Below are 22,047 nucleotides of genomic sequence, written 5' to 3'. Positions count from 1 at the left end.
TACGCATGGAAGCCACCCGAACTGAACGCCTACGCCACGATCGAATTAAAGCCGGATTCAGGTTAAACTTCCGTTTCGCCGGCTCTGTTTGCCTTAAACTTGAGCCTGATCTGTGCTTGCCACGAGCGGCGAAAGCCGGACTGGCGTGCCACAGGCATGCGAGAGCTCGCCCTCCTCGTCCCGCCAGATCGTCAGGAGCTGCGGCGTACCGTCGAGGACCGCACCGGCGACGAGACGTCCGCCAGCGACGATGCGCGCGGTCAGCGCCGGGCTGAGATACGGCAGGATGCCGTTCACCAGGATGCGATGGTAGCGACCCTGGTCCTCGCCCCCTTCCAGGCCATCCCCGCACGCAAGTCGCACGCCCTTGAACCCGCCGGCCTGAAGGCGCCGGGCTGCGCTGTCGGCGAGGATCGGCTGGCGCTCGATGGTGTGGACCTCCGCGCCGATCCTCTCCAGGAGGGCGCTGACATATCCGGTGCCCGTCCCGACCTCGAGCACGCGCTGTCCCGGCCTGACCTCGAGCGCCGCCAGCATGCTGGCGACGACGGTGGGGGCCGTCATCGTCTGACCGCATGCGATCGGAAGCGCCACGTCTGATTTCGCGAGGTCGGCGAAGCGCCGCGGGGCGAAGAAGTCCCTGGGGACGGTCTCCATCGCGCGCAGCACGTTGACGTCGAAAACGCCGCGTTCTCGCAGCGAGAGGACGAACGCGGCGGTTCCCTGACGGAGGAGTTCGAAGTCGGAGGGAGCCTCGAGGCTCAGAGCTGCGGACACGATACGCTACTCGACAGCTACAATGCCGCCGAGATTAGTCATCGAGGGTTAGGGAAAGGTTGTCCGGCGGCGCGGGACCTAGCCGCGCACCAACTCTCCCGCGGCATGCGCGACGCAACGCTCGAAGGCGCCAAGATCGCGCCCGGGATCCGCGACCGGCCCTTGAGGCATGAAGGCGCCGGTTCCCCTCCCCAGCAGCGCCTCTGCGAGCATCAGGTTGTCGAACAGCTCGAAGTTCTCGACCGCACAGCCATCGGCCGCGAAGAGCTGGTCCTGGGCCAAGGTGAGTGGGCCAAGGGCCGAACGAACACGCTCGGCGTGAGAAGCCGGCTCGTTCGTGTAGCCGAAGAGAGGCTTTCCGAGCGCAAGCATGTAGCCGAGTTCGAAGGCAGTCCCCGGATCGGCGCCGACGCCGCGAAAGGGCGTGAGGTTCGCGATCACGGCGTCCGCGTAGTGCATGGCCGCGAGGCAAGCCTGGAATATCGCCGGCGAGGTCGTCGGACCCGCCGCCGGCGCATCGAGATCAATCGGAAAGAGCCCGATCAGCCCGTACCTGGCGCAGATCTCGACCTTGCTGCGCCCGACCGTCACGGCGTCGGGCAGGAAGACCTCCGGCCCGGCGAGATAGACCTTGTGCGGCACGGGGCGGTTGCGAGGCTCAGACGAGCATCGCCATCGGGTTCTCGACGAACTGCCGGAAGGCCGCGATCACCTCCGCGCCCAGCGCCCCGTCGATGGCGCGGTGGTCGCAGGAGAGCGTCGCCGACATGACGGTCGCGACGGCCGGCGCGTCGTTCCGGACCACGACCCGCTTCTCGCCGGCACCGACGGCGAGGATGGTCGAGTGCGGCGGGTTGATGATCGCCGTGAACTGCTTGATGCCGAACATCCCGAGATTGGAGAGCGCAGTCGATCCGCCCTGGTACTCGTCCGGCTTCAGCTTCCTGGCCTTCGCGCGGGCGCCGAAATCCTTCATGGCGTTCGAGATGGCCGAGAGGCTCATCAGGTCGGCCTTCCGCACGATCGGCGTGATCAGCCCGTCGGGGATCGCGACCGCCACGCCGACATCGACATGCTTGTGGCGGAGCATCGAGCCTTCCGTCCAGGAAACGTTCGCGGCCGGCACCTGCATCAGCGCAAGCGCATGCGCCTTGATCATGAAGTCGTTGACCGAGAGCTTGTAGGCGGGCTTGCCTTCCTTGTCCTTGGGCGCGGCCGCATTCAGCTCCTCACGCAGCTTGAGCAGCTTCTCCAGGTCGCAATCGACCGTCAGATAGAAATGCGGCGTCGTCTGCATCGACTGGGCCAGACGGCGGGCGATCGTCTTCCGCATGTTGTCGTGCGGGATCTCCTCGAAGGAGCCCGGCTCGAAGAACTTCTTGATCTGCTCGTCCGACATGACGGGCGCCGGCGCACCTGCCGGAGCCTGGACGGGAGCGGCCGGCTGGGGTGCGGACACGGGGGCCGTGGCAGGCGCACCCGCCTTCGCCGCCCCGCTTTCGATCGCGGCTTTCACGTCGGCCTGGACGATGCGGCCATGCGGGCCGGAGCCCTTCACCTGGGCGATGTCGATGCCGCCTTCCTTGGCGATGCGGCGCGCGAGCGGAGACGCGAAGACGCGTTCCGCGGATGCGCCGCCGGCGCCGTTCGGCTTTGCGGGTGCGGAAACAGGTGCGGCAGCCTGGGCCGGCTGGGCCGGCTGGGCGGGCCCTTCGGGAGCCTCGTTCGCACGAGCATAGCTCGGCCGCGCATCCGCCGAGACCTTGGCATCGTCGGCCGGCTTCTGGGCGGCAGGTGCGGGCGCCTCTGCCCGGCTCTTGGCTGCCGGCTCCGGCGCGCCGCTCCCAGCCGCGACCGCATTCGGGTCCTCGCCCTCTGCCGCGATCACGCCGATCACCTGGTTCACGGGAACATCGGCCGTGCCGTCGGGCACGGTGATCTTGGCGAGCACGCCCTCGTCGACCGCCTCGACCTCCATGGTCGCCTTGTCGGTCTCGATCTCGGCGATGACATCGCCCGACTTGATCGGGTCGCCTTCCTTCTTGAGCCACTTGGCGAGGTTGCCCTTCTCCATCGTGGGGGAGAGCGCGGGCATGAGGATGTTGGTGGGCATCGGATTCAGGCCTCGGAAGAGGACGGCTTGTCGAATGGAAAGAGGTCGTCGAGCGCGAACGAAGCGGCCTCGAACGGAGCGGTCGACACCGTGTCGCCGCGCTGGATGGTGCCGAGGAGAACCCAACGACGGTCCCTCAACTCGAACGCCTCGAGTTCCCCCGCAACGGGGTCGAGCAGCCACAGATGGCTTATCCCAGCCTCGGCATAGATCCGGCGCTTCGCGCCTCGGTCTAGTCGGGCCGTTGAAGGCGACAGGATCTCGCAAACCCAATCCGGCGCAACTTCGATGAAGGCCGTTTCGGGTTCGATCGTGAGGCGCTCACGGCGCCATCCGCCGATGTCCGGCACCACGATCTGCCCGCCAAGGTGCAGTTCGGGCTCGGGAATGAACAGCCAGCCGCCGGGGCCACCACGTCCGCGTTGGAACGGTCCCGTGAGTTCGGTCGCGAGGGCGTTTGCAGCCGCCCCATGCCGCGGCCTCGGCCGGGGATGCGTTTCGAGCACGCCGTCGATGATCTCGGCGACGAGGTGCTCCGGCACGGCTTCGAGGTCGGCATATGTGGCCTGGCGGCTCGCGGGCTGGGCCATGGTCAACGAGGTCCGGCGACGGGCGCCCAACGATACGGCCTGCAGAGGCGGCGCATCAATTGATCGCCTTGGTGGAGCCGAGATCCGTCGGCCTGTTCAGCTCCGCCTCGAGGCCCGCCTGGATCTGCGCGAACGCCTCCTCCTCCGTCATCCCCGCCTCGAGCGCATAGATGCGGCTCGCGTGGCGGGCGAGGTCGACCAGCAGGATGCCCCAGGTGAACGGGTCGTCGAAGGACCGCCGCAGCCCGACGCTGACCGCGCCCTCGACGATCGAGGCGCGCAGGATCTCGACGCCGCCACGCTCGAGGGCGTCGGGCGGGACCGGGAGCTCCTCGAACTTGGCGCTCACGCTCTCACCGATACAGGACGGCCTTGGCCGCCTGCACCACCTCGCCCACGCTCGGGAGCGCAAGCTTCTCGAGGTTCGCCGCGTAGGGCATCGGAACGTCCTTGCCGGTGACGCGTGCGACGGGAGCGTCGAGATAGTCGAACGCCGCCTCCATGATCCGCATCCCGATCTCCGCCGTCACGCCCGATTGCGGGAAACCCTCCTCGACGGCGACGCAGCGGTTTGTCTTCTGGACCGAGCGCACGACCGTCTCGATGTCCATCGGCCGGATCGTCCGCAGGTCGACCACCTCGGCCTCGATCCCTTCCTTAGCGAGTTCCTCGGCCGCCTTGAGGGCGAAGGTCATCCCGATGCCGAAGGAGACGATCGTCACATCCTTGCCTTCGCGGTGGATGCGGGCCTTGCCGATCGGCAGGACGAAGTCGTCCAGCTTCGGCACGGGCATCGAGTGCCCGTAGAGGATCTCGTTCTCCAGGAAGATGACCGGGTTCGGGTCGCGGATTGCGGCCTTCAGCAGCCCCTTCGCGTCGGCGGCAGAATACGGCATCACGACCTTCAGGCCGGGAACGTTCGAGTACCAGGCCGCGTAGTCGTGCGAGTGCTGCGCGGCGACGCGCGCGGCGGCGCCGTTCGGGCCGCGGAACACGATCGGCGCGCCCATCTGTCCGCCCGACATGTAGAGCGTCTTGGCGGCCGAGTTGATGATCTGGTCGATCGCCTGCATGGCGAAGTTCCAGGTCATGAACTCGACGATCGGCTTGAGGCCCGCGAGGGCGGCGCCGACGCCGAGCCCAGCGAAACCGTGCTCCGTGATGGGCGTGTCGATGACGCGCTTCGGGCCGAATTCCTGCAGCAACCCCTGCGTGACCTTGTAGGCGCCCTGGTACTCGGCGACCTCCTCGCCCATGACGAAGACGTCCTTGTCGCGGCGCATCTCCTCCGCCATCGCGTCGCGCAGGGCCTCGCGGACGGTCATGGTGACCATCTCGGTGCCCTCGGGAACCTCCGGGGTCGAGACCGTCTGGGGCTGGGGCGGGCTTGCTGCCGCGGACGGGGCTTTCGGGGCCGCCGGCACGGTCGCCGGGACGCCGTCGCCCGCCGGCACCTCGCCCTTCGCCTGGCCGCCGCCGGAGCCCGCGCCCGACCCGGTCTCGCGGGTCGCATCGATGTTCGGCGCCATCGCGCGCGCCTCGGCCCCGTTCGGCTGCGGTGCCGCCGTGGAAACGTCCTCGCCCTCGGCCGCGATCACCCCGATCGGCGTGTTGACGGCGACGTTCTCCGTCCCGTCCCCGACCAGGATCTTGGCCAGCACGCCTTCATCGACCGCCTCGACCTCCATGGTCGCCTTGTCGGTCTCGATCTCGGCGAGAACGTCGCCCGACTTGATCCGGTCGCCTTCCTTCTTCAGCCACTTCGCCAGCTTGCCCTGCTCCATCGTCGGGGAGAGAGCGGGCATCAGGATGTCGGTTGCCATGGGTGCTCTGTAGGTTGGTGTGGACGGCAGGGAGGCTCTGGATCACGCCTCCCGCAGCACGTCCGTCCACAACTCGGATACGTCCGGCTCGGGATCGTGCGTCGCGAACTCGGCCGCGTCGTTCACGAGTTCGCGCACCTTGGCGTCCACGCCCTTCAACTCGTCCTCGGTCAGCTTGTGCCGCTCGACGAGCCGGCGCCGGACCATCTCGATCGGGTCGTGCTCCTCCCGCATCCGGGTCACCTCGTCCTTCGACCGGTACTTTGCCGGGTCGGACATCGAGTGGCCGCGATAGCGATAGGTCTGCATCTCCAGGATGTAGGGACCCTGGCCGGAGCGAGCATAGTCGAGCGCGCGCTGCCCGGCCGCGAACACCGCCCGGACGTCCATCCCATCCACCTGCTCGCCGGGGATGTTGAAGGAGACGCCGCGCTTAGAGAAATCCGTCTGCGCCGAGGCCCGCGAGACCGAGGTCCCCATCGCGTAGCGATTATTCTCGATGATGTAGACGACGGGGAGCTTCCAGAGCTCCGCCATGTTGAAGCTCTCGTAGACCTGGCCCTGGTTGGCGGCGCCGTCGCCGAAATAGGTCATCGAGACCGTGCCGTCCTCGCGATACCAGTTCGCGAGCCCAAGCCCCGTTCCGAGAGAAACCTGCGCGCCCACGATGCCGTGGCCGCCGTAGAACTGCTTCTCCTTGGAGAACATGTGCATCGAGCCGCCCTTGCCCTTGGAGTAGCCTCCGCGGCGGCCCGTCAATTCGGCCATCACGCCGCGGGCTTCCATCCCGCAGGCGAGCATGTGGCCGTGGTCGCGGTAGCCCGTGATGACCTGATCGCCCGGCTTGGCCGCCATCTGCATGCCGACCACGACGGCTTCCTGGCCGATGTAGAGATGGCAGAACCCGCCGATCAGTCCCATGCCGTACATCTGGCCGGCCTTCTCCTCGAAGCGGCGGATGAGGAGCATGCTGCGATACGCTTCGAGGTCCTGGTCCCGGTTCAGCTCCGGCAACTCGCCCGGGCCCTGCGCCTCGCTTGCGTTTGCGGCGGCGCGGGTTTGCTTGCGCGCGGCGACTGCCATCCAGGTTCCTCCGACAGGTCTTGAGCGAGACGGTAGACCAGTCGAGGGCTGAAATCGAGTGCGCCTGTCAAGGTTCCCCGGCGAAGGGTCGCACGATGACGAGATCGTTCTTGTGTACGCGGCCCAGCATCACGCGGGCCCGTTCCTCCAGGAGGTCGCGATCGACCTGATCCGAGCGGAGAAGCGCAAGACGGTGATTCCAGTCCGCGTACTCGGCCTGGGCCGCTGCCAGTTCCTGCTTCAGCTCGAAGACCTGGAGCTTGAGCGCCCGCTTCGCGAGGAGGCCGCGGTCTCCCATCTTGGCGCTATGGACGAAATAGCCGACCGCCGCCGCCGCGACCGCATAGAGCGCGAGCGGAATGAGAAAAGCCCTGAGGCGCCGGCGAACGACCATGCCGGCAGCATGGCCGCGCATGGTTAAGGCGGCGTTTAGTCGAGGCGCGCCCGCGCCTGCTGCCGCACACCGACGAGCGAGGCGATGATGCCGCCGACGATCATCATCACCCCGACAACCTGCAAGGGACCCGGGATCTCGCCCAGGATCGGAATGGCAAAAAGCATTCCCAGTACTGGAATGAGGGGCGGGAAGAGCTGCGTCTTCGACGCTCCGAGCACCTTCACGGCATGGCCCCAGAACCAGAGCCCGACGACGCTGTTCAGCACGCCCTGGAAGAAGCACTGGAACAGAATCATCCAGAGCGGCACGGCTGCCAGATGCGACACGCCTCCCAAGAGCCAGAAGGGCAGATACGCGAGCGAGATCACGCAGACGATCGCGGCCCCCGCCATGGGGCCTATGCGCCATCGGTGCAGCAGGATCGGGTAGAAGCCCCAGAGCAGGCCGGTGACGAAGAACAGGAGGTCCCCGACCAGCACGTTGCTGCCGCCAGAGGCAGATCCTGCCGCCGCGATCGTCGCAAGACCCGCGAGGATCGTCGCAAGCCCGACAACGGACAGGATCGATGGCCTGACCGCGGCGGCGATCATGCCGTAGACCACGCCGACCGTGGTCACGGTGCCCGGCCCGAGCGCCGCTCCGTGGGCGGCAGGCGAGAGGGACAGGCCCGTGTTCATGCAGAGCGTCATCACCGCTCCGCCGGAGATCGAGAGGATCAGGCCGCGGCGCCAGCCGATGCCTGCGCAGGTGGCGACGCCATGCCGGATGAAGACCGGCAGAAGGATCAATCCGCCGACGCCGAAGCGCGCGGCAGCGAGATCCCCCGGGGTGAGGCCGTAATAGGTGCCTAGACGGGTGACCGCGAAGTTCGCCCCGTAGATCACCATCGCGCCGAGGATCGCGAGAACGGCGAGGCGGGGACTCACGAGCGAGAGAGGGAGGTCGACATCGACCTCCGCCTAATCAACTCCCGTGCCGGAGACTACGCTCAGGACGCAGACCTGATCTTCAGCGCGCCGCGGCCGGCATAGCGAGCCGCCGCGCCGAGCTCCTCCTCGATGCGGATCAGCTGGTTGTACTTGGCCAGCCGGTCGGAGCGGGCGAGCGAGCCGGTCTTGATCTGCCCGCAATTCGTCGCGACCGCGAGGTCGGCGATCGTCGAATCCTCCGTCTCGCCCGAGCGGTGGGACATCACGGCCGTGTAGCCGGCGCGCTGCGCCATCTCGACCGCCGCGAGCGTCTCCGTCAGCGAGCCGATCTGGTTGACCTTCACGAGGATGGAGTTGCCGAGGCCCATCTCGATGCCCTTCGAGAGCCGCTCGACATTGGTGACGAAGAGATCGTCGCCGACCAGCTGGCAGCGCTCGCCGACCCGGCGGGTCAGCTTGAACCAGCCGTCGAAATCGTCCTCCGACATCCCATCCTCGATCGAAACGATCGGGTAGGTCTCCACGAGCTTGGCGAGGTACTCCGCCTGCTCTTCAGGCGAGCGGGTCACGCCCTCGCCCTCGTACCGGTAGGCGCCGTCCTTGAAGAACTCGGTCGCCGCGCAGTCGAGCGCGATCATGACGTCGTCGCCCGGCTTGAAGCCCGCGGCCTCGATCGACTTCATGACGAAGTCGAGCGCTGCCTCCGCGGAAGGCAGGTTCGGCGCGAAGCCGCCCTCGTCGCCGACATTGGTGTTGTGGCCGGCGTCCTTTAGGGCCTTCTTCAGCGTGTGGAAGATCTCGGCCCCGGTGCGCACCGCCTCGGCGAGCGTGGGCGCGCCGACCGGCATGATCATGAATTCCTGGAAGTCGATCGGATTGTCGGCATGGGCGCCGCCATTGATGATGTTCATCATCGGCACGGGCAGCAGGCGCGCCTGCGTGCCGCCGACATAGCGATAGAGCGGCAGGCCGGAGGCCTCGGCGGCAGCCTTCGCGACGGCGAGCGAGACGCCAAGGATGGCGTTCGCGCCGAGACGCGACTTGTTCGGCGTCCCGTCGAGCTCGATCATCGCCTCGTCGATCTCGACCTGGTCCTCGGCCTCCATGCCGCCGAGGGCGTTCATGATCTCGTCGTTGACCGCCTGGACGGCCTTGAGCACGCCCTTGCCGCCATAGCGGCCCTTGTCGCCGTCGCGCAGTTCGACGGCCTCGTGCGCGCCGGTCGAGGCTCCGGACGGGACCGCGGCGCGGCCCATCGAGCTGTCTTCGAGCACCACGTCCACCTCCACCGTCGGATTGCCGCGGCTGTCGAGGATCTCGCGGGCGACGATGTCGATGATGGCGGTCACGGGGCTTTACTCCAGGAGAGCGGGCTGCTCGGCAGATCGGCCGAAAGTCCGCGGCTTATTGACCGAAAGCGCTGACCGGGCAAGCGATTGGCGCTATCGGTGCCAGTTCCTACGTGAGCCGCTAATGACAGACGACCTTTCCCGGGGGGGCCTCCAGCTCGGCCAGCCGACACCCCTTCCCCGTTCGCCCGAGGAGGCCCGGCTCGACCGTGTGCCCAACCCGCACCCCGACACCGACTACCTGGCCCGGTTCACCGTCCCCGAGTTCACCTCGCTTTGCCCCGTGACGGGCCAGCCCGACTTCGCGACGCTCGTCATCGACTATGTGCCGGATCGCTGGCTGGTCGAGTCGAAGTCGCTGAAGCTCTATCTGACCAGCTTCCGCAACGAGGGCGCCTTCCACGAGGATTGCACGGTGAAGATCGGTAAGACCCTCGTCGCGCTGCTCGAGCCGCGCTGGCTGCGCATCGGCGGCTACTGGTACCCGCGCGGCGGCATTCCGATCGACGTCTTCTGGCAGACGGGCGAGCCGCTGAAGGGCGTGTGGCTGCCCGACCAGGGCGTGCCGACCTACCGGGCGCGCTGACGCCCGAACAGCACCACCGAAGACACGATCCCGAGTCCGAGGACGCCGACGGCGCAGATGGCGAGCGTCGGCGTCACGCCGAGATGGATCAGCCCGAAGCCGATCACCGGGGTGCCGAGGGCCTGCCCGACGAAATAGCTGAAGGCGTGGAGGGACACGGCCGAGGCGCGCGCATCGGCCGACAGCTCCGTCACCTGCGTCTGGTACGAGTTGTGGAGCATGTAGAAGGCGATGCCGGTCATCATCAGGACCGCGGCCTGGATCGGCCATGCGGGCCCCGCGGCCAGGACCAGGAACGAGACGGCGCCGATCATGCCCGCCGTGATGAGCATACGGGCGACCCCGAGAATGCGCAGCAGCGGCCGGACCGAGAGCGTGTAGAGCATGCCGCCGGCCGCGAAACAGGCGATCATGATCCCCGCTTCCGGCGCGCCGCCCAGGCCGCGCTCCTCGAGGAGCGGCGCGAGATAGGGCTGAATCCCAAAAATGATCCCGCCCTCGATGAACACGAAGGCGAAGAGCGCGCGGGCGCGCGGCATCGCCAGGATCCGCCCATAGCGCTCGGCCGCCACGCGGACGCTGAAGGTGCCTGCGGCGGGCCGGGCGTGGCGCAGCCCGACCACGGCCGCGACGGTCGCGATTGCCGCCAGGATGCCGGCGAGGAAGAAGACGCCGCGCCAGCCGATCCAGGCGGTGAGCACCCCGGACATTGAGCCGCCGAGGAGCTGTCCCGTGATCGAGAACAGGAGGAAGCGGCTGATGGCGACCTGCCGCTCCGCCATCGGGACGCGGTCGCCGATCGTGGCGAGCACGAGCGGGATGATGCCGCCCCCGGCCGCTCCGGAGAGCACGCGCAGGAAAAGAAGTGTGTCGAGATCGGGCATGAAGCTCGCGAGCCCGAGCGTCACGGCGAGCACGAGAAGGCAGATCTTGATGATGCGCTCCTTCCCGAGCGCGTCGCCGACGGGTCCGAGGATCGGCTGGACGAGCGCATAGGGCAGCGCGAAGGCGCTCGCGAGGAGCGCGACGTCGTGGGCCGGGCGGCCGAGGTCGCGCGAGATCTCGCCGACCATGGGATCGACGAAGCGGATCGCGAAGGTGGAGGCGAAGCCGCAGACGGAAAGGACCAGGATCGTGCGCTGGCCGGAACTGTCGGGGATCATGTGGGCTCGGGCTGTCCGCCGGGCTTTAGCGCCGCGCCGGGCGGAGTGCGAGGCGCTGCAAGCGGGGCGCCCAAGCCCCGGGCGCCCTTGACGTTTCCGAGAAGGCGGGAAAGGCGGGATCGCGCTGCCGGCGCGCGACCCCGCCAGGGATCACCGCGCGCCGCTCTTGGCGAGATCGTCGAAGGCTTTCAGCTCGGCCAGAAGCGCGGGCATGTCCTTCAGGGGCACCATGTTCGGCCCGTCGGAAGGGGCGTTGTCCGGGTCCTCGTGCGTCTCGATGAAGAGCCCCGCCACGCCAACTGCGATCGCCGCGCGGGCGAGCACAGGCACGAAGCGGCGGTCGCCGCCCGAGCTCGTTCCCTTTCCGCCCGGCTGCTGCACCGAATGGGTCGCGTCGAAGATCACCGGCGCGCCGGTCGTCTCCGCCATGATCGGCAGCGATCGCATGTCGGAGACGAGCGTGTTGTAGCCGAAGGAGGCCCCGCGCTCGCAGACCATGACGTTCGGATTGCCCGCGCCCGTGATCTTGTCCGCGACGTTCGCCATGTCCCAGGGCGCGAGGAACTGCCCCTTCTTCACGTTCACCACTCGGCCGGTCTTGGCGGCCGCGACCAACAGGTCGGTCTGGCGGCAGAGGAAGGCCGGGATCTGCAGGATGTCCACGATCTCGGCCACGGGCGCGCATTGCTCGACCTCGTGGACGTCTGTCGTCACCGGCAGTCCGAACCGCTCCTTGATCTGCGCGAACACGTCGAGGGCGGCCGAGAGGCCGATGCCGCGCGCGCTCGAGGCCGAGGTGCGGTTCGCCTTGTCGAAGGACGACTTGTAGACGAGCCCGATTCCGAGCTTGCCCGTCATCTCCTTCAGGGCCGACGCCATCTCGAAGGCGTGGTCCCGGCTTTCCATCTGGCAAGGGCCGGCGATGAGCGAGAAGGGCAGCGCGTTGCCGAAGCGGACCTCGCCGGCCTGGACGATGGCAGCCGCCGCCGTCACGCGCGGCCTCCCAGTCGGGCCAGCGCCTCCTCGATCTGCGCGCGCCTCGCCTCGGCCTCGGCCCGGCGCTCACGCTGCTCGTCCACGACCTCCTCCGGCGCCCGCGCCAGGAAGTCGGCATTGCCGAGCTTGGCGTCGATCTTTCCGATCTCGCCGCCGAGCTTCCCGACCTCCTTGGTGAGCCGGGCCACCTCTGCGTCGATATCGACGATCCCGGCGAGCGGAAGCGCCGCCACCTCACCGCGCACGATGAGCTGCAGCGACTGCCCGGGCGCGACGTCCGAGACCGAGATGTCGGAGATCCGCGCCAGGCGCCGGATCGTCTCGCCCCAGGCCCCGATCCGCGCGCGCGTCCCCTCGGAGGGCGAGATGAGGACGATCGGGACCTGCGCGCCCGCCGGCACGCCCATCTCGGAGCGAACGGAGCGGACCTCGGAGATCAGGTCCACCACCCAGCCGATCTCGCCCTCGGCGGCCGCGTCCGAGAGGTCGCGGGAATCCGGCCAGGACGCGAGCGCAAGCACACCCGTTCCGCCGCGAGCTTCCCACAGCTCCTCCGTCAGGAAGGGCATGAAGGGATGGAGCATCTTCAAAATCAGCTCGAAGACGTGGACGATGGTCGCCCGCGTCTCGTCCTTCTCCGGCCCGTCCGCTCCCTGCAGGATCGGCTTTGCCAGCTCGAGGTGCCAGTCGCAGAACGTGTTCCAGATGAAGCGGTAGGCCGCCCCGGCCGCGTCGTTGAAGCGGTACTCGTCGATGGCGGCCGTCACGGCACCGACGGTGCTCGTCGCCTCGCCCAGCACCCAGCGGTTGAGCGGGAGCCGGACGCCTGCCGGATCGAAACCGGGCACGGTCGCGCAGCCGTTCATCTCGGCGAAGCGCGCCGCGTTCCAGATCTTGGTCGCGAAGTTCCGGTAGCCCTCGACCCGCTGCAGGGACAGCTTGATGTCCCGGCCCTGCGCCGCCATGGCGGCGAGCGTGAAGCGGAGCGCGTCCGCACCGTATTTGTCGATGAGGTCGATCGGGTCGATGACGTTGCCCTTCGACTTCGACATCTTCGCCCCGCGCTCGTCGCGCACGAGGGCGTGGATGTAGACCGTGTCGAACGGCACGCGGTCCATGCAGTAGAGGCCCATCATCATCATCCGGGCGACCCAGAAGAAGATGATGTCGAACCCCGTGACGAGCGTGTTCGTCGGGTAGAAGCGCGCGAGGTCAGGCGTCTTGTCCGGCCAGCCGAGCGTCGAGAACGGCCACAGAGCGGAGGAGAACCAGGTGTCGAGAACGTCCTCCTCGCGGGTGAGATAAGTCGCCGCCCGCTCGGGATCGGAGGCGATGGCAGCGCCCTCCTCCTCGGTGAGCGAGCCCTCGATGACATCGCGCGCCAGCGCGGCCGCGAGCGCCTCGTCGTGGCTCTCGGCAACATAGATGTGCCCGTCCGGCCCGTACCAGGCCGGAATCTGGTGACCCCACCAGAGCTGGCGCGAGACGCACCAGGGCTCGATGTTCTCCAGCCACTGGAAGAAGGTCTTCTCCCAGTTCTCCGGCACGAAACGCGTTTCGCCCGAACGCACGGCGGCCAGCGCCCGCTCGGCGAAGGGCTTCACATTCACGAACCACTGGTCGGTGAGATACGGCTCGATCACGACGCCGGAGCGGTCGCCGTGCGGGACCGCGTGGGTATGCGGCTCGACCTTCTCCAGGAAGCCGTTCGTCTCGAGCATCGCCACGATGCTCTTGCGGGCCGCTTCCCGGCTCTCGCCTTCCAGATGCGACAGGGTCAGCTTCGCCTCGGCCTGCGCCTCGGCGGACAGGCCGTCCCAGAAGGCGTCGTTGTCGAGGATGCGGATCTCCGCGGCCGGACCGAGCACGTTCACGGGCGCGAGATCGTGACGGCGCCCGACCTCGAAGTCGTTGAAATCATGGGCCGGCGTGATCTTCACGGCGCCGGTGCCCTTCTCCGGATCCGAGTACTCGTCCGCCACGATGGGGATCGCGCGGCCGACGAGCGGCAGGATCGCCCGCTTGCCGACGAGGTCGGCATAGCGCTCGTCGTCCGGATGCACCGCGACCGCGACGTCGCCGAGCATCGTCTCCGGGCGGGTCGTCGCGACCGTGATGAAGCGATCCGGCTCTCCCTCGATGGGGTAGCGGATGTACCAGAGGTTGCCCTTCGTCTCGACCTGCTGGACCTCGAGGTCCGAGATCGCGGTGCCGAAGGCGGGGTCCCAGTTCACCAGCCGCTTGTCGCGGTAGATGTAGCCGTCGCGGTGCAGGTCGACGAAGACCTTGAGGACCGCCCGCGACAAGCCTTCGTCCATCGTGAAGCGCTCGCGCGACCAGTCGCAGGACGCGCCGAGCCGCTTCAGCTGGCTGACGATGGTCCCGCCGGACTCTTCCTTCCACTCCCAGACGCGCCGGACGAATTCCTCGCGACCGAGATCCCGCCGCTGGATCTGCTTCTGGGCCAGCCGACGCTCCACGACCATCTGGGTCGCGATACCGGCGTGATCCATTCCAGGCTGCCAGAGGACATCCCGCCCCCGCATGCGCAGGTAGCGGCAGAGCACGTCCTGCAGCGTGTTGTTCAGGGCGTGCCCCATGTGGAGCGAGCCCGTGACGTTCGGCGGCGGGATGACGATGCAATAGGGCTCGGCGCCCTGGCGGTCGGGGCGGCCAGCCTTGAACGCATCCGCCTCCTCCCATCGCCGTGCGATGCGGGCCTCGACGGCGGCGGGGTCGAAGGTCTTGTCCATGATCTGCGCGTGACGTCCTGAAATGCCCGGGCGGAGCCGCAGGGTTTCAGGGGGCTTTGGAGCGCCCGCCGGGCTTCGTCAACCGCTGCCCGGCCGCCGCGCGGGCGGGAGGTCAGTTCCGTCCGCGAGCGACCCGCTCGATCTCCGCTCGGACGAGCCGCTCCACCAGCGGCGGCAGGTTGTCGTCGAGCCACATCTTGAGCATCGGCTTGAGCATCTCCTTCACGAGATCCTCGAGCGTCCGGGCGTTCCGGTTCAGCACCGTGTGCGAGAGCATGTTGAAGGCCTGTCCGACGGACGCGCCCGCGGCGCTGGACAGGAGTTCCTCGGTGATCGCCTGAGCCTCGACCCGGGCCAGCTCGGACGGCTGCGCGGCAGCCTTGACGGCGGCCGCAAGCGGACGCGCCGGCTCCGGCTGGACCGGGCTGGGCGATTCCTGCTCGACCGGGTCGTTGCTGAACACGACTTCCGGAACTGCGATCTCGAGATCGGGAAGGGCTTGCGGCGGCGGCTCCGGCTCGACCACCGGCTCCGCCTCGGAAGCGACGGTCACCGGGTCCGAGAGTTCGAGCACCCCGGCCTCGCCGTCGGGCTGCTCCGACCCGGCCCCTGCCTCCTTCGGAAGGTCCTGGTCCTCCGCGATGATGCGCCGGATCGAGGCGAGGATCTCCTCCATCGACGGTTCTTGCGTCTTGGCGCTCGCCGCACTCATCAAAAAGCCCAGTCTAGGTGAGCGCCGCCGGAGGAATCATCGGCTGACGCCCCGACACTATCCTCAGGCCGAATCGGGGGATCAAGCGATCCAATCGCCCGGCCACAGGCTATTCGGCGTCAGCGGCCGTCCGGAGTCCGCAGGCCCCAGGGCAGATCCTTCACCTGGTCGAAATGCTGCTTGGCGCTGTAGAGGGTCGTCCTCAGGCCCAGGGACTGGGCGCTCAGGCGCCCGATCGACTGCACGACCGAGAAGGAAGCGACCACGCGATCGCGCTGCGCGGTGATCAGGTTCACGCGCGCGTTCAGCAGTTCCTGCTGCTGGTTGAGGACGTCGAGGGTGGTGCGCTGGCCGACGCGGGCCTCCTCGCGCACGCCCGTCAGCGCGACCTCCGCCGCCGCCACCTGCGCCTGCGCCGCCTGCACGGTGGCCTTGGCCGACTCGAGCTGCCCCCACGACGAGATCACGGCCGCCCTCACCGAGTCACGGGTCGACTCGGCCTCGATGCGGCGCTGCCCGGCCGTCTCCTTCGCCTGGCGAACGCGGGCATAGACCTCGCCGCCGGTATAGATCGGGACGCTGATCTGCCCGGCGATGGCCGCCGAGGTGGTCTGGTCGCCGGGGAAGGACGTCTCGAAGGCCTGGTTGAACTGCCCGACCACGTTCAGCGTGGGAGCGAGTTCGCCTTCCGTGACCTTCACCTGCAACTCCGCCACGTCGACCGCGTGCAGCGCCGAGATCACGGCCGGATGCTCCTCGAGCCCGATCTGCACGGCGGCAGCGAGGGTGCGGGGCACGAGCCGGTCGATGGGACGGCCAGGCGCCAGCTGGCGCGGCTCCACACCGACGACCTGCCGATAGACGGCGATCGACGTCTGAAGGTTGCCTTCCGCGACGCTGACCTGCGATCGGGCAGCCGCGAGGCGCGACTCGGCCTGGGCGACGTCGGTCCGGGTCACCTCGCCCACGTTGAAGCGATCGCGCGTCTGGCGGAGCTGCTCTTCGAGCACCTCGACGTTGTTGCGCTGCAGATCCAGGATGGCCGTGTCGCGCAGCACGTTCATATAGGACTGCGCGCCGTTGAAGAGCGTCGTCTGCTCCGTGTTGCGAAGCGTCTCGCGCGCCCCGAAGACCTGCGACTCGGCTTGCCGGACCGAATTGGCCGTCCGGAACCCGTTGAAGAGATTCTGAGTGACCGTAATGCCGAGGGAGCCTGGGAAAAGGTCCCGCCGGAAGTCCGCGTTGCCGCCGAGAATCGACGTGTTCGTCACGCCGGTGGAATAGGTCGTCCCCAGCGAGCCGCTGGCCGTGACGCTCGGCCGATAGCCGGACAGCGCACGCGGAACGTTCTCGTCGGTCGCCCGGACTGCCGCCCGCTGCGCATCGAGGCCAGGATTGCCGGCATAGGCGCGCGCCAGCGCGCTATCCAGCGTCTCGGCGTTAACGGCTGCAGCCCCGGCGAGCGAGACGGCGACCGCCATCGCACTCCGCTGCAAATGCCGGCAATATCTTGATTTCTGTCGTGCCACGCTTTGCCCGCTTTAGCGGCCGAGCCACCCTTTAGAGAAAGCGCGACGCCGCTTCCCATTCGTACCCGCTAAGAAGGCTGGAGAAAACGGCCCGGCGGTTACTGGAGCGCCGTTTCCGACCGCACTGCCGCAAAAAGGCGACAGTTCGGAAGCGCGTCGCCGGGCTGCTAGAATTGGAAAGCCGGCTCGGCCCTGAAGGCGGGAAGCACAGGCGCCGCCGCATCGAACAGGCGCCGCCGGCCGAAGCCCTGCGCCGCGCGGACATAGATGACGGCATGGCACGCCGCCCCGTGCCGCTCGAGGCAGACGAGCCGGCCGCCGTCCTTCAGCTGCGCAAGCAGACCGTCCGGCCGCCGCTCGACTGCGCCGTTGATCATGATCACGTCGAAGGGGCCCTTGCCGGGACATCCTTCGTCCAGAGGCCCCGTCACGACCTCGATCGCGGTGGTGTTGAGGGATGCCCGCGCGGCATCCGCGAGCGCCTGATCCGACTCGAGCGCCACGACGTTCGCGCCAAGGGTCGACATGACCTGCGCGACGTAGCCGCGACCGGTCGCGACATCGAGTGCAGCGATTCCGGGCTCGATCTCGAGCTCCTGAAGGAGCCTCCCGACCACCATCGGCTGCAGCATCCAGCGGACTTCGCCGCCCTCGGCCGAAACCCGGACGTTCTGGTCGAGATAGGCGAACGCGGCCTGGTCCTCCGGAAGGAACTGCTCCCTCGGGATCTGGCCCATGGCGGCGAGCACAGCGCGGTCGGTGATATCGAACGTGCGCAACTGGTTGTCGACCATGTTGCGGCGCGCGCGAGCGAAATCCAGCATCCCGTTTCGTTCCCGGAGACGAACCCTGCCGGGCTTCTCCGGGATCGCGCGGAGAAACGCAAGCTGACCGGAACGGTCGGCGAATACCGGGGCGGCGAACCCAGACAGCCGCGCGAGGACCGAACGGCGCGGAGATCGAAGAATGTCTGGAAGGTGGAGGCCTCGCCCGGAATCGAACCGGGGTGCAAGGATTTGCAGTCCTCTGCGTAACCACTCCGCCACGAGGCCGCCGGAGAGACGCCCCTATACCGCTATGGCGGAAAAGAGCAACCGCCCAGGCGCCGAACGGAAGGCAAAGCGAGAAATTCCGCTCCGAACTGTCGCAGATTGTGGAAATGAGCGCGAAGCGCTTGCACGCTGCGCTCCCGGTGTATATGCCGTCCCCACTGATCCGCGGTAGCTCAGTGGTAGAGCAGCCGGCTGTTAACCGGCTGGTCGTAGGTTCGAATCCTACCCGCGGAGCCAGCCTGAACATCTTCAGGCTCTCCCCTCCAGACAATCTGCACATCTCCTGATCTCAGCAGCACAGTTCTGCCTAAGTTCGATTGCGGTCGCCGCAGTTTGTGTGGTCAACGCCATTCGGAACCCGTTCAGGCGCGAGATGATTTGCTGATCCATGCAGATCGGCCCTGAACCGGGCCATGAAGGAGAGGACCATGAGAGGATTCGGGCCGAGTCGCCTGAAGATTGCGCTCAGCGCGCTTGCCATTGCGGGATCCGCGATGCTGGCGGCTGCTCCGGCGCAGGCCCAATACGGCGGCGGCGGCTATGGCGGCGGTGGCTATGGCGGCGGCTATGATCGCCCGCGCCGGGACGACTTCGACGGCCCGCGCCGCGGCGGGTTTGCCCGCGGAAGCTTCGCCCAGAGCTGCCGCGATATCCAGCAGGACGGTCCCTACCTTTCGGCGACCTGCCGGATGCGTGGCGGCGGCTGGCGGCCGTCGCGAATCGACACGCGCAGCTGCCGCAGCATCGGAAACAACAACGGCCGGCTCGCCTGCGAGTAAGCCGGCGACGGCTCGCTCCGCCGGGAGCGGGCCGTTCCGAATGGCCTCAGGCGGCGCGAGCGACCGCCTGGGCCGCGAGCCCAAGCATGATCTCGGCGTTCTGGACGGCGGCCCCGGAGGCGCCCTTACCTAGATTGTCGAGACGGGCGACCAGAAGCGCCTGACCGACCTCGTCACGGCCGTAGACCCGCAACTCCATCACATCCGTGCCGTTCAGGGCCTCGGGCTCCAGCCTGTCGTCCGGCGAGGACGCGACGACCCGCACCTGGCCGCCCGCCGGGTAGTGATTCCGAAGCGCCGTCTCCAGATCCTTGAGCCCCGGCTTGCCCGGCAGCGCGCCCAGATGGAGCGGGATGGAGACCAGCATCCCCTGCCGGTAATTTCCGACCGAGGGTATGAAGATCGGCCGCGCCGAGAGCCGCCCATATGTCTCGATCTCGGGCAGGTGCTTGTGCGCGAAACCGAGCCCATAGAGCTCGAACGAGGGACCCTGCCCCCCTTCGAACGCCTCGATCATCTGCCGGCCGCCGCCCGAATAGCCGGAGACTGCATTGACCGAGAGCGGATGATCCGTGGGCAACAGCCCCGCATCGACGAGCGGCCGGATAAGCGCGATGGCGCCCGTCGAGTAGCAACCGGGATTCGAGACCTTCCGGGCGGAGGCGATCGCCTCGGCCTGCCCCTTCGCCATCTCGGCGAATCCGTAGATCCAATCCGGCGCGACGCGGTGGGCCGTGCTGGCATCGAGGATGCGCGGCGCCTTGTCTCCGAGCTCGCCGGCAAGCGCGACCGCCTCCTTCGCGGCGGCATCCGGCAGGCAGAGGATCACGAGGTCGACCCCGGCCATCATGGCCTTGCGGGCAGCAGGGTCCTTCCGCCGCTCCGGGTCGATGCTGCGGATCTCGAGATCCGGGCGGCCCTCGAGGCGCTCGCGGATGCCCAGGCCCGTCGTCCCGGCTTCACCGTCGATAAAGACCGACTTCATCGCAACCCTCCGTGCGGAGCTGCGGGCGCGAGGCGCCCATACATCTGGAAGAAAGAGGCTGCCCGGTAGCCGGGACAGAGATGTGACCAGCGGGGTTCGTACCCCAACGCGCCAAGGCGTGGCGCTCTCAAGCGCGTCGTCGTCGCAGGGCGGCTCGGGTCAACATGCCGCGGGATATGAGCGCGCGAGCGGCCTCTGTCAATCGTGGCGGCCGCCGTTGTCATGGTCGAGGGCGAATGCGATCCTTGGCTCATGGACGAGGCCGTGGACCTCTACGAGACCGATCTGATCCGCTGGGCCGAAGATCAGGCCCGGGCGCTGCGGGCGGCCGGGGATGCAAGGGTCAACCTGCCGATCGACTGGGAGCACGTCGCCGAGGAGATCGAGAGCTTGGGCCGATCCCAGCGTACCGAGCTGCGCTCGCGGCTCACCACCGTTATCGAGCATCTGCTGAAGCTCGCCTACTCGCCCGCATCGGATCCGAGGGACGGCTGGCGAAGCACGGTCCGGCGCGAGCGGAACAACATCGAGGCGCTCCTCGATGACAACCGCAGCCTCGTCAGGGAAGTACCGGCGCTGATCGAATGGGCGACCCCTCGGGCGAGCGACCTCGTCGCAATGGATCTCGCCGATCGCCTCGAGGCGGACGAAGCCACCCTGAACAACCTGCGGGCGCGCCGCTTCAGCGAAGCGGAGGTCCTGGGAAACTGGTTCCCCGAACCACCATCGCAGGGCTGAAACGAGAAAGGGCGCCGCGAGGCGCCCTTTCCATGTTCCGATACGGCCGTGCCGATCAGCGCTTGGAGAACTGGAAGCTCCTGCGCGCCTTCTTCTTTCCGTACTTCTTGCGCTCGACCACGCGCGGGTCGCGGGTGAGGAAGCCCTCGCGCTTCAGCGGCGAGCGGAGCTCCGGCTCGTAGTGGGTCAGCGCCTTCGACAGGCCGTGGCGCACCGCGCCGGCCTGGCCGGAGAGACCGCCGCCGGCAACCGTCACGACGACGTCGTACTGCGTCGCGCGGTTCACGAGCTGCAGGGGCTGCTGGATGATCATCTGCAGCACCGGACGGGCGAAGTAGACCTCGACCGGACGATCGTTGACCGTGATTTGGCCGGAGCCGGGCTTCACCCACACGCGGGCAACGGCGTCCTTGCGCTTGCCGGTCGCGTAGGCGCGGCCCTGGGAGTCGACCTTCTTCTCGTAGCGGGGAGCCTCGGGCTCGACCGCCTGCGTGGTCTGGCCGAGATCGGCGAGGGACTGGAGGACGGCCATGCTCAGGCGCTCACGTTCTTGCGGTTGAGGGCGCCGACATCCAGCGCCTCAGGCTGCTGGGCGGCGTGAGGGTGCTCGGCGCCCTTGTAGACGCGGAGATTGCCGAGGATCTTCCGGAACAGCGGGCCGCGCGGCAGCATGCGCTCGACGGCCTTCTCGACGATGCGCTCAGGGAAGCGCCCGTCGAGGATCGCCTTGGCGGAGCGCTCCTTGATCCCGCCGATATAGCCGGTGTGGTGGTAATACACCTTCTGCTCACGCTTGCGGCCGGTGAAGACCACCTTGTCGGCATTGATGACGACGACGTTGTCGCCGCAATCCACGTGCGGAGTGTAGCTCGGCTTGTGCTTGCCGCGCAGCCGCATGGCGACGATCGAGGCAAGGCGGCCGACGACGAGACCCTGGGCGTCGATGACAACCCACTTCTTGTCGACCTCGGCCGGCTTCAGGGAAAAGGTCTTCATGAGTTCTTCCGAGGCGGCCGGGCCGCCAAAAAGCGAAGCCGCCGCAGATGCGCGACGGCGAACGTTGCCGATCTAGGAGCACGAGCCTGCTTCGTCAAGCAGAATCTCACCGACCAGAAAACCGCATATGCCTTCGATTACAAACACTTACAGATTATCGGTATCATAGTACCGCTATTTTCTCGGCGGGATCGAGTACGTGCCGGTCGCATGGCAGACCGCGTCGTCGACGCCGTCGCTGAACAGGCTCACCTCCCCGACGGCGAGGCGGGCGCCCAGCTTGAGGAGACGGCACTCCGCCAGGAGGTCCCGCGGCTCCGGCTTGCGGAGAAAGTTGAAGTTCAGGTTCGTCGTCACCGCGAGCCCGACCGGGCCGATATGGGCCAGGATCACGACGTACAGGGCGAGGTCAGCGAGCGTCATCATGGAAGGGCCGGAGAGGGTGCCGCCGGGCCGGATGTGCCGCGGCCCGGCCTTCATCCGCATGCGGGCGGTCCCGGGCCCGACCTCCTCGACCGAATAGATGCGGCCGTCGAGGTGGATCTGCGGAAACTCGCGGTCGAGAAACCTCTCGAGTTCCTCCACACCCATCACCGGCTGCATGGCACCCCCACCCGTCCGAACCTGCCCGGCGCTTGCAGCATGGGTGCGCGACCCCGACAATAGCTTCGAAAGACTGATCCCACCGGACCAAGGC

At 67.8% G+C, this 22,047-nt stretch carries 23 protein-coding genes and 2 tRNA genes; 4 read left to right on the top strand and 21 right to left on the bottom strand.

Annotated features, from left to right (window positions below):
- Positions 1-93 precede the first annotated feature (93 nt).
- From ACO2SS_RS00470 to eno, 10 genes are all read right to left on the bottom strand, one after another.
- Positions 94-777, bottom strand: coding sequence for a protein-L-isoaspartate O-methyltransferase family protein (locus tag ACO2SS_RS00470; RefSeq protein WP_423275597.1), 684 nt, complete (start codon positions 775-777; stop codon positions 94-96).
- A gap of 78 nt (positions 778-855) precedes the next feature.
- The gene (locus ACO2SS_RS00465) at positions 856-1,419 is read right to left on the bottom strand and encodes a nucleoside 2-deoxyribosyltransferase (protein WP_423275596.1); all 564 of its coding nucleotides are present in this window, start codon (positions 1,417-1,419) and stop codon (positions 856-858) included.
- Positions 1,420-1,435: 16 nt separating this feature from the next.
- Positions 1,436-2,890 (bottom strand): pyruvate dehydrogenase complex dihydrolipoamide acetyltransferase, encoded by a 1,455-nt coding sequence (locus ACO2SS_RS00460; RefSeq protein ID WP_423275595.1) that lies wholly within the window; start codon positions 2,888-2,890, stop codon positions 1,436-1,438.
- A 5-nt stretch (positions 2,891-2,895) separates the two neighbouring features.
- Positions 2,896-3,480: a Uma2 family endonuclease gene (locus ACO2SS_RS00455; RefSeq protein WP_423275594.1), complete on the bottom strand. Its 585-nt coding sequence runs from the start codon at positions 3,478-3,480 to the stop codon at positions 2,896-2,898.
- A 55-nt stretch (positions 3,481-3,535) separates the two neighbouring features.
- Complete coding sequence (locus ACO2SS_RS00450; RefSeq protein ID WP_423275593.1) at positions 3,536-3,829, bottom strand: DUF5076 domain-containing protein; 294 nt, start codon at positions 3,827-3,829, stop codon at positions 3,536-3,538.
- Between the two features lie 4 nt (positions 3,830-3,833).
- On the bottom strand, positions 3,834-5,303 hold the full coding sequence (locus ACO2SS_RS00445) for a pyruvate dehydrogenase complex E1 component subunit beta (RefSeq protein WP_423275592.1): 1,470 nt from the start codon (positions 5,301-5,303) through the stop codon (positions 3,834-3,836).
- A 42-nt stretch (positions 5,304-5,345) separates the two neighbouring features.
- The gene (pdhA, locus tag ACO2SS_RS00440; RefSeq protein ID WP_423275591.1) at positions 5,346-6,386 is read right to left on the bottom strand and encodes a pyruvate dehydrogenase (acetyl-transferring) E1 component subunit alpha; all 1,041 of its coding nucleotides are present in this window, start codon (positions 6,384-6,386) and stop codon (positions 5,346-5,348) included.
- Positions 6,387-6,453: 67 nt separating this feature from the next.
- Positions 6,454-6,780 carry an FtsB family cell division protein gene (locus tag ACO2SS_RS00435; RefSeq protein WP_423276204.1) on the bottom strand — a complete coding sequence of 109 codons (327 nt, stop codon included), beginning with the start codon at positions 6,778-6,780 and terminating at the stop codon, positions 6,454-6,456.
- Positions 6,781-6,815: 35 nt separating this feature from the next.
- Positions 6,816-7,709: a DMT family transporter gene (locus ACO2SS_RS00430; protein ID WP_423275590.1), complete on the bottom strand. Its 894-nt coding sequence runs from the start codon at positions 7,707-7,709 to the stop codon at positions 6,816-6,818.
- Positions 7,710-7,771: 62 nt separating this feature from the next.
- A complete protein-coding gene (eno, locus tag ACO2SS_RS00425; protein ID WP_423275589.1) occupies positions 7,772-9,061 on the bottom strand; it encodes a phosphopyruvate hydratase in 1,290 nt (429 codons plus the stop codon).
- 124 nt (positions 9,062-9,185) lie between these two features.
- On the opposite strand from eno, the gene queF reads away from it, so the two are divergent.
- Entirely contained in the window at positions 9,186-9,647 is a 462-nt protein-coding gene (queF, locus tag ACO2SS_RS00420; protein ID WP_423275588.1) for a preQ(1) synthase, read from the top strand.
- On the opposite strand, the gene ACO2SS_RS00415 is transcribed toward queF, so the two are convergent.
- The 7 genes from ACO2SS_RS00415 to ACO2SS_RS00385 form a co-directional block, all read right to left on the bottom strand.
- Entirely contained in the window at positions 9,632-10,810 is a 1,179-nt protein-coding gene (locus tag ACO2SS_RS00415; RefSeq protein WP_423275587.1) for an MFS transporter, read from the bottom strand. The genes queF and ACO2SS_RS00415 overlap by 16 nt on opposite strands.
- A gap of 150 nt (positions 10,811-10,960) precedes the next feature.
- Complete coding sequence (gene kdsA / locus ACO2SS_RS00410) at positions 10,961-11,803, bottom strand: 3-deoxy-8-phosphooctulonate synthase (RefSeq protein WP_423275586.1); 843 nt, start codon at positions 11,801-11,803, stop codon at positions 10,961-10,963.
- Positions 11,800-14,562: a valine--tRNA ligase gene (locus ACO2SS_RS00405; RefSeq protein ID WP_423276203.1), complete on the bottom strand. Its 2,763-nt coding sequence runs from the start codon at positions 14,560-14,562 to the stop codon at positions 11,800-11,802. The genes kdsA and ACO2SS_RS00405 overlap by 4 nt, the downstream gene beginning before the upstream one ends.
- 109 nt (positions 14,563-14,671) lie before the next feature.
- Positions 14,672-15,235 (bottom strand): PopZ family protein, encoded by a 564-nt coding sequence (locus tag ACO2SS_RS00400; protein ID WP_423275585.1) that lies wholly within the window; start codon positions 15,233-15,235, stop codon positions 14,672-14,674.
- Between the two features lie 155 nt (positions 15,236-15,390).
- Complete coding sequence (locus ACO2SS_RS00395) at positions 15,391-16,752, bottom strand: TolC family outer membrane protein (protein WP_423275584.1); 1,362 nt, start codon at positions 16,750-16,752, stop codon at positions 15,391-15,393.
- Positions 16,753-16,967: 215 nt separating this feature from the next.
- Positions 16,968-17,624: a protein-L-isoaspartate O-methyltransferase family protein gene (locus tag ACO2SS_RS00390; RefSeq protein WP_423275583.1), complete on the bottom strand. Its 657-nt coding sequence runs from the start codon at positions 17,622-17,624 to the stop codon at positions 16,968-16,970.
- A 154-nt stretch (positions 17,625-17,778) separates the two neighbouring features.
- A tRNA-Cys gene (locus tag ACO2SS_RS00385) sits at positions 17,779-17,852 on the bottom strand.
- Positions 17,853-18,014: 162 nt separating this feature from the next.
- On the opposite strand from ACO2SS_RS00385, the gene ACO2SS_RS00380 reads away from it, so the two are divergent.
- A tRNA-Asn gene (locus ACO2SS_RS00380) sits at positions 18,015-18,089 on the top strand.
- A 191-nt stretch (positions 18,090-18,280) separates the two neighbouring features.
- Positions 18,281-18,631 carry a CVNH domain-containing protein gene (locus ACO2SS_RS00375; protein ID WP_423275582.1) on the top strand — a complete coding sequence of 117 codons (351 nt, stop codon included), beginning with the start codon at positions 18,281-18,283 and terminating at the stop codon, positions 18,629-18,631.
- Positions 18,632-18,677: 46 nt separating this feature from the next.
- Here ACO2SS_RS00375 and argC read toward each other — a convergent pair whose 3' ends face one another.
- Entirely contained in the window at positions 18,678-19,616 is a 939-nt protein-coding gene (gene argC / locus ACO2SS_RS00370; protein WP_423275581.1) for an N-acetyl-gamma-glutamyl-phosphate reductase, read from the bottom strand.
- A gap of 204 nt (positions 19,617-19,820) precedes the next feature.
- On the opposite strand from argC, the gene ACO2SS_RS00365 reads away from it, so the two are divergent.
- The gene (locus ACO2SS_RS00365) at positions 19,821-20,354 is read left to right on the top strand and encodes a DUF29 domain-containing protein (protein WP_423275580.1); all 534 of its coding nucleotides are present in this window, start codon (positions 19,821-19,823) and stop codon (positions 20,352-20,354) included.
- Between the two features lie 55 nt (positions 20,355-20,409).
- Here the strand turns inward: ACO2SS_RS00365 and rpsI are convergent, their stop codons facing one another.
- From rpsI to ACO2SS_RS00350, 3 genes are all read right to left on the bottom strand, one after another.
- Complete coding sequence (gene rpsI / locus ACO2SS_RS00360; RefSeq protein WP_423275579.1) at positions 20,410-20,886, bottom strand: 30S ribosomal protein S9; 477 nt, start codon at positions 20,884-20,886, stop codon at positions 20,410-20,412.
- A gap of 2 nt (positions 20,887-20,888) precedes the next feature.
- Positions 20,889-21,350, bottom strand: coding sequence for a 50S ribosomal protein L13 (gene rplM / locus ACO2SS_RS00355; protein WP_423275578.1), 462 nt, complete (start codon positions 21,348-21,350; stop codon positions 20,889-20,891).
- A gap of 174 nt (positions 21,351-21,524) precedes the next feature.
- Positions 21,525-21,953 carry a PaaI family thioesterase gene (locus tag ACO2SS_RS00350; RefSeq protein ID WP_423275577.1) on the bottom strand — a complete coding sequence of 143 codons (429 nt, stop codon included), beginning with the start codon at positions 21,951-21,953 and terminating at the stop codon, positions 21,525-21,527.
- Positions 21,954-22,047: the final 94 nt, after the last annotated feature.

The organism is Enterovirga sp. CN4-39, assembly GCF_049446235.1.
Classification (GTDB): Bacteria; Pseudomonadota; Alphaproteobacteria; order Rhizobiales; family Beijerinckiaceae; genus Enterovirga.
The sequence above is the reverse complement of the archived record's forward strand: the minus strand, read 5'-3'. Positions and strand labels throughout refer to the sequence as shown.

Excerpts from the sequence above, each read along its gene's own strand:
- ACO2SS_RS00395 (WP_423275584.1), bottom strand. The coding sequence starts at position 16,752 with ATGGCGGTCGCCGTCTCGCTCGCCGGGGCTGCAGCCGTTAACGCCGAG.
- ACO2SS_RS00460 (WP_423275595.1), bottom strand. The coding sequence starts at position 2,890 with ATGCCCACCAACATCCTCATGCCCGCGCTCTCCCCCACGATGGAGAAG.
- queF (WP_423275588.1), top strand. The coding sequence starts at position 9,186 with ATGACAGACGACCTTTCCCGGGGGGGCCTCCAGCTCGGCCAGCCGACA.
- ACO2SS_RS00400 (WP_423275585.1), bottom strand. The coding sequence starts at position 15,235 with ATGGAGGAGATCCTCGCCTCGATCCGGCGCATCATCGCGGAGGACCAG.
- ACO2SS_RS00435 (WP_423276204.1), bottom strand. The coding sequence starts at position 6,780 with ATGGTCGTTCGCCGGCGCCTCAGGGCTTTTCTCATTCCGCTCGCGCTC.
- ACO2SS_RS00455 (WP_423275594.1), bottom strand. The coding sequence starts at position 3,480 with ATGGCCCAGCCCGCGAGCCGCCAGGCCACATATGCCGACCTCGAAGCC.
- ACO2SS_RS00375 (WP_423275582.1), top strand. The coding sequence starts at position 18,281 with ATGAGAGGATTCGGGCCGAGTCGCCTGAAGATTGCGCTCAGCGCGCTT.
- argC (WP_423275581.1), bottom strand. The coding sequence starts at position 19,616 with ATGAAGTCGGTCTTTATCGACGGTGAAGCCGGGACGACGGGCCTGGGC.
- ACO2SS_RS00390 (WP_423275583.1), bottom strand. The coding sequence starts at position 17,624 with ATGCTGGATTTCGCTCGCGCGCGCCGCAACATGGTCGACAACCAGTTG.
- rpsI (WP_423275579.1), bottom strand. The coding sequence starts at position 20,886 with ATGGCCGTCCTCCAGTCCCTCGCCGATCTCGGCCAGACCACGCAGGCG.
- ACO2SS_RS00350 (WP_423275577.1), bottom strand. The coding sequence starts at position 21,953 with ATGCAGCCGGTGATGGGTGTGGAGGAACTCGAGAGGTTTCTCGACCGC.
- pdhA (WP_423275591.1), bottom strand. The coding sequence starts at position 6,386 with ATGGCAGTCGCCGCGCGCAAGCAAACCCGCGCCGCCGCAAACGCAAGC.
- ACO2SS_RS00415 (WP_423275587.1), bottom strand. The coding sequence starts at position 10,810 with ATGATCCCCGACAGTTCCGGCCAGCGCACGATCCTGGTCCTTTCCGTC.
- ACO2SS_RS00445 (WP_423275592.1), bottom strand. The coding sequence starts at position 5,303 with ATGGCAACCGACATCCTGATGCCCGCTCTCTCCCCGACGATGGAGCAG.
- rplM (WP_423275578.1), bottom strand. The coding sequence starts at position 21,350 with ATGAAGACCTTTTCCCTGAAGCCGGCCGAGGTCGACAAGAAGTGGGTT.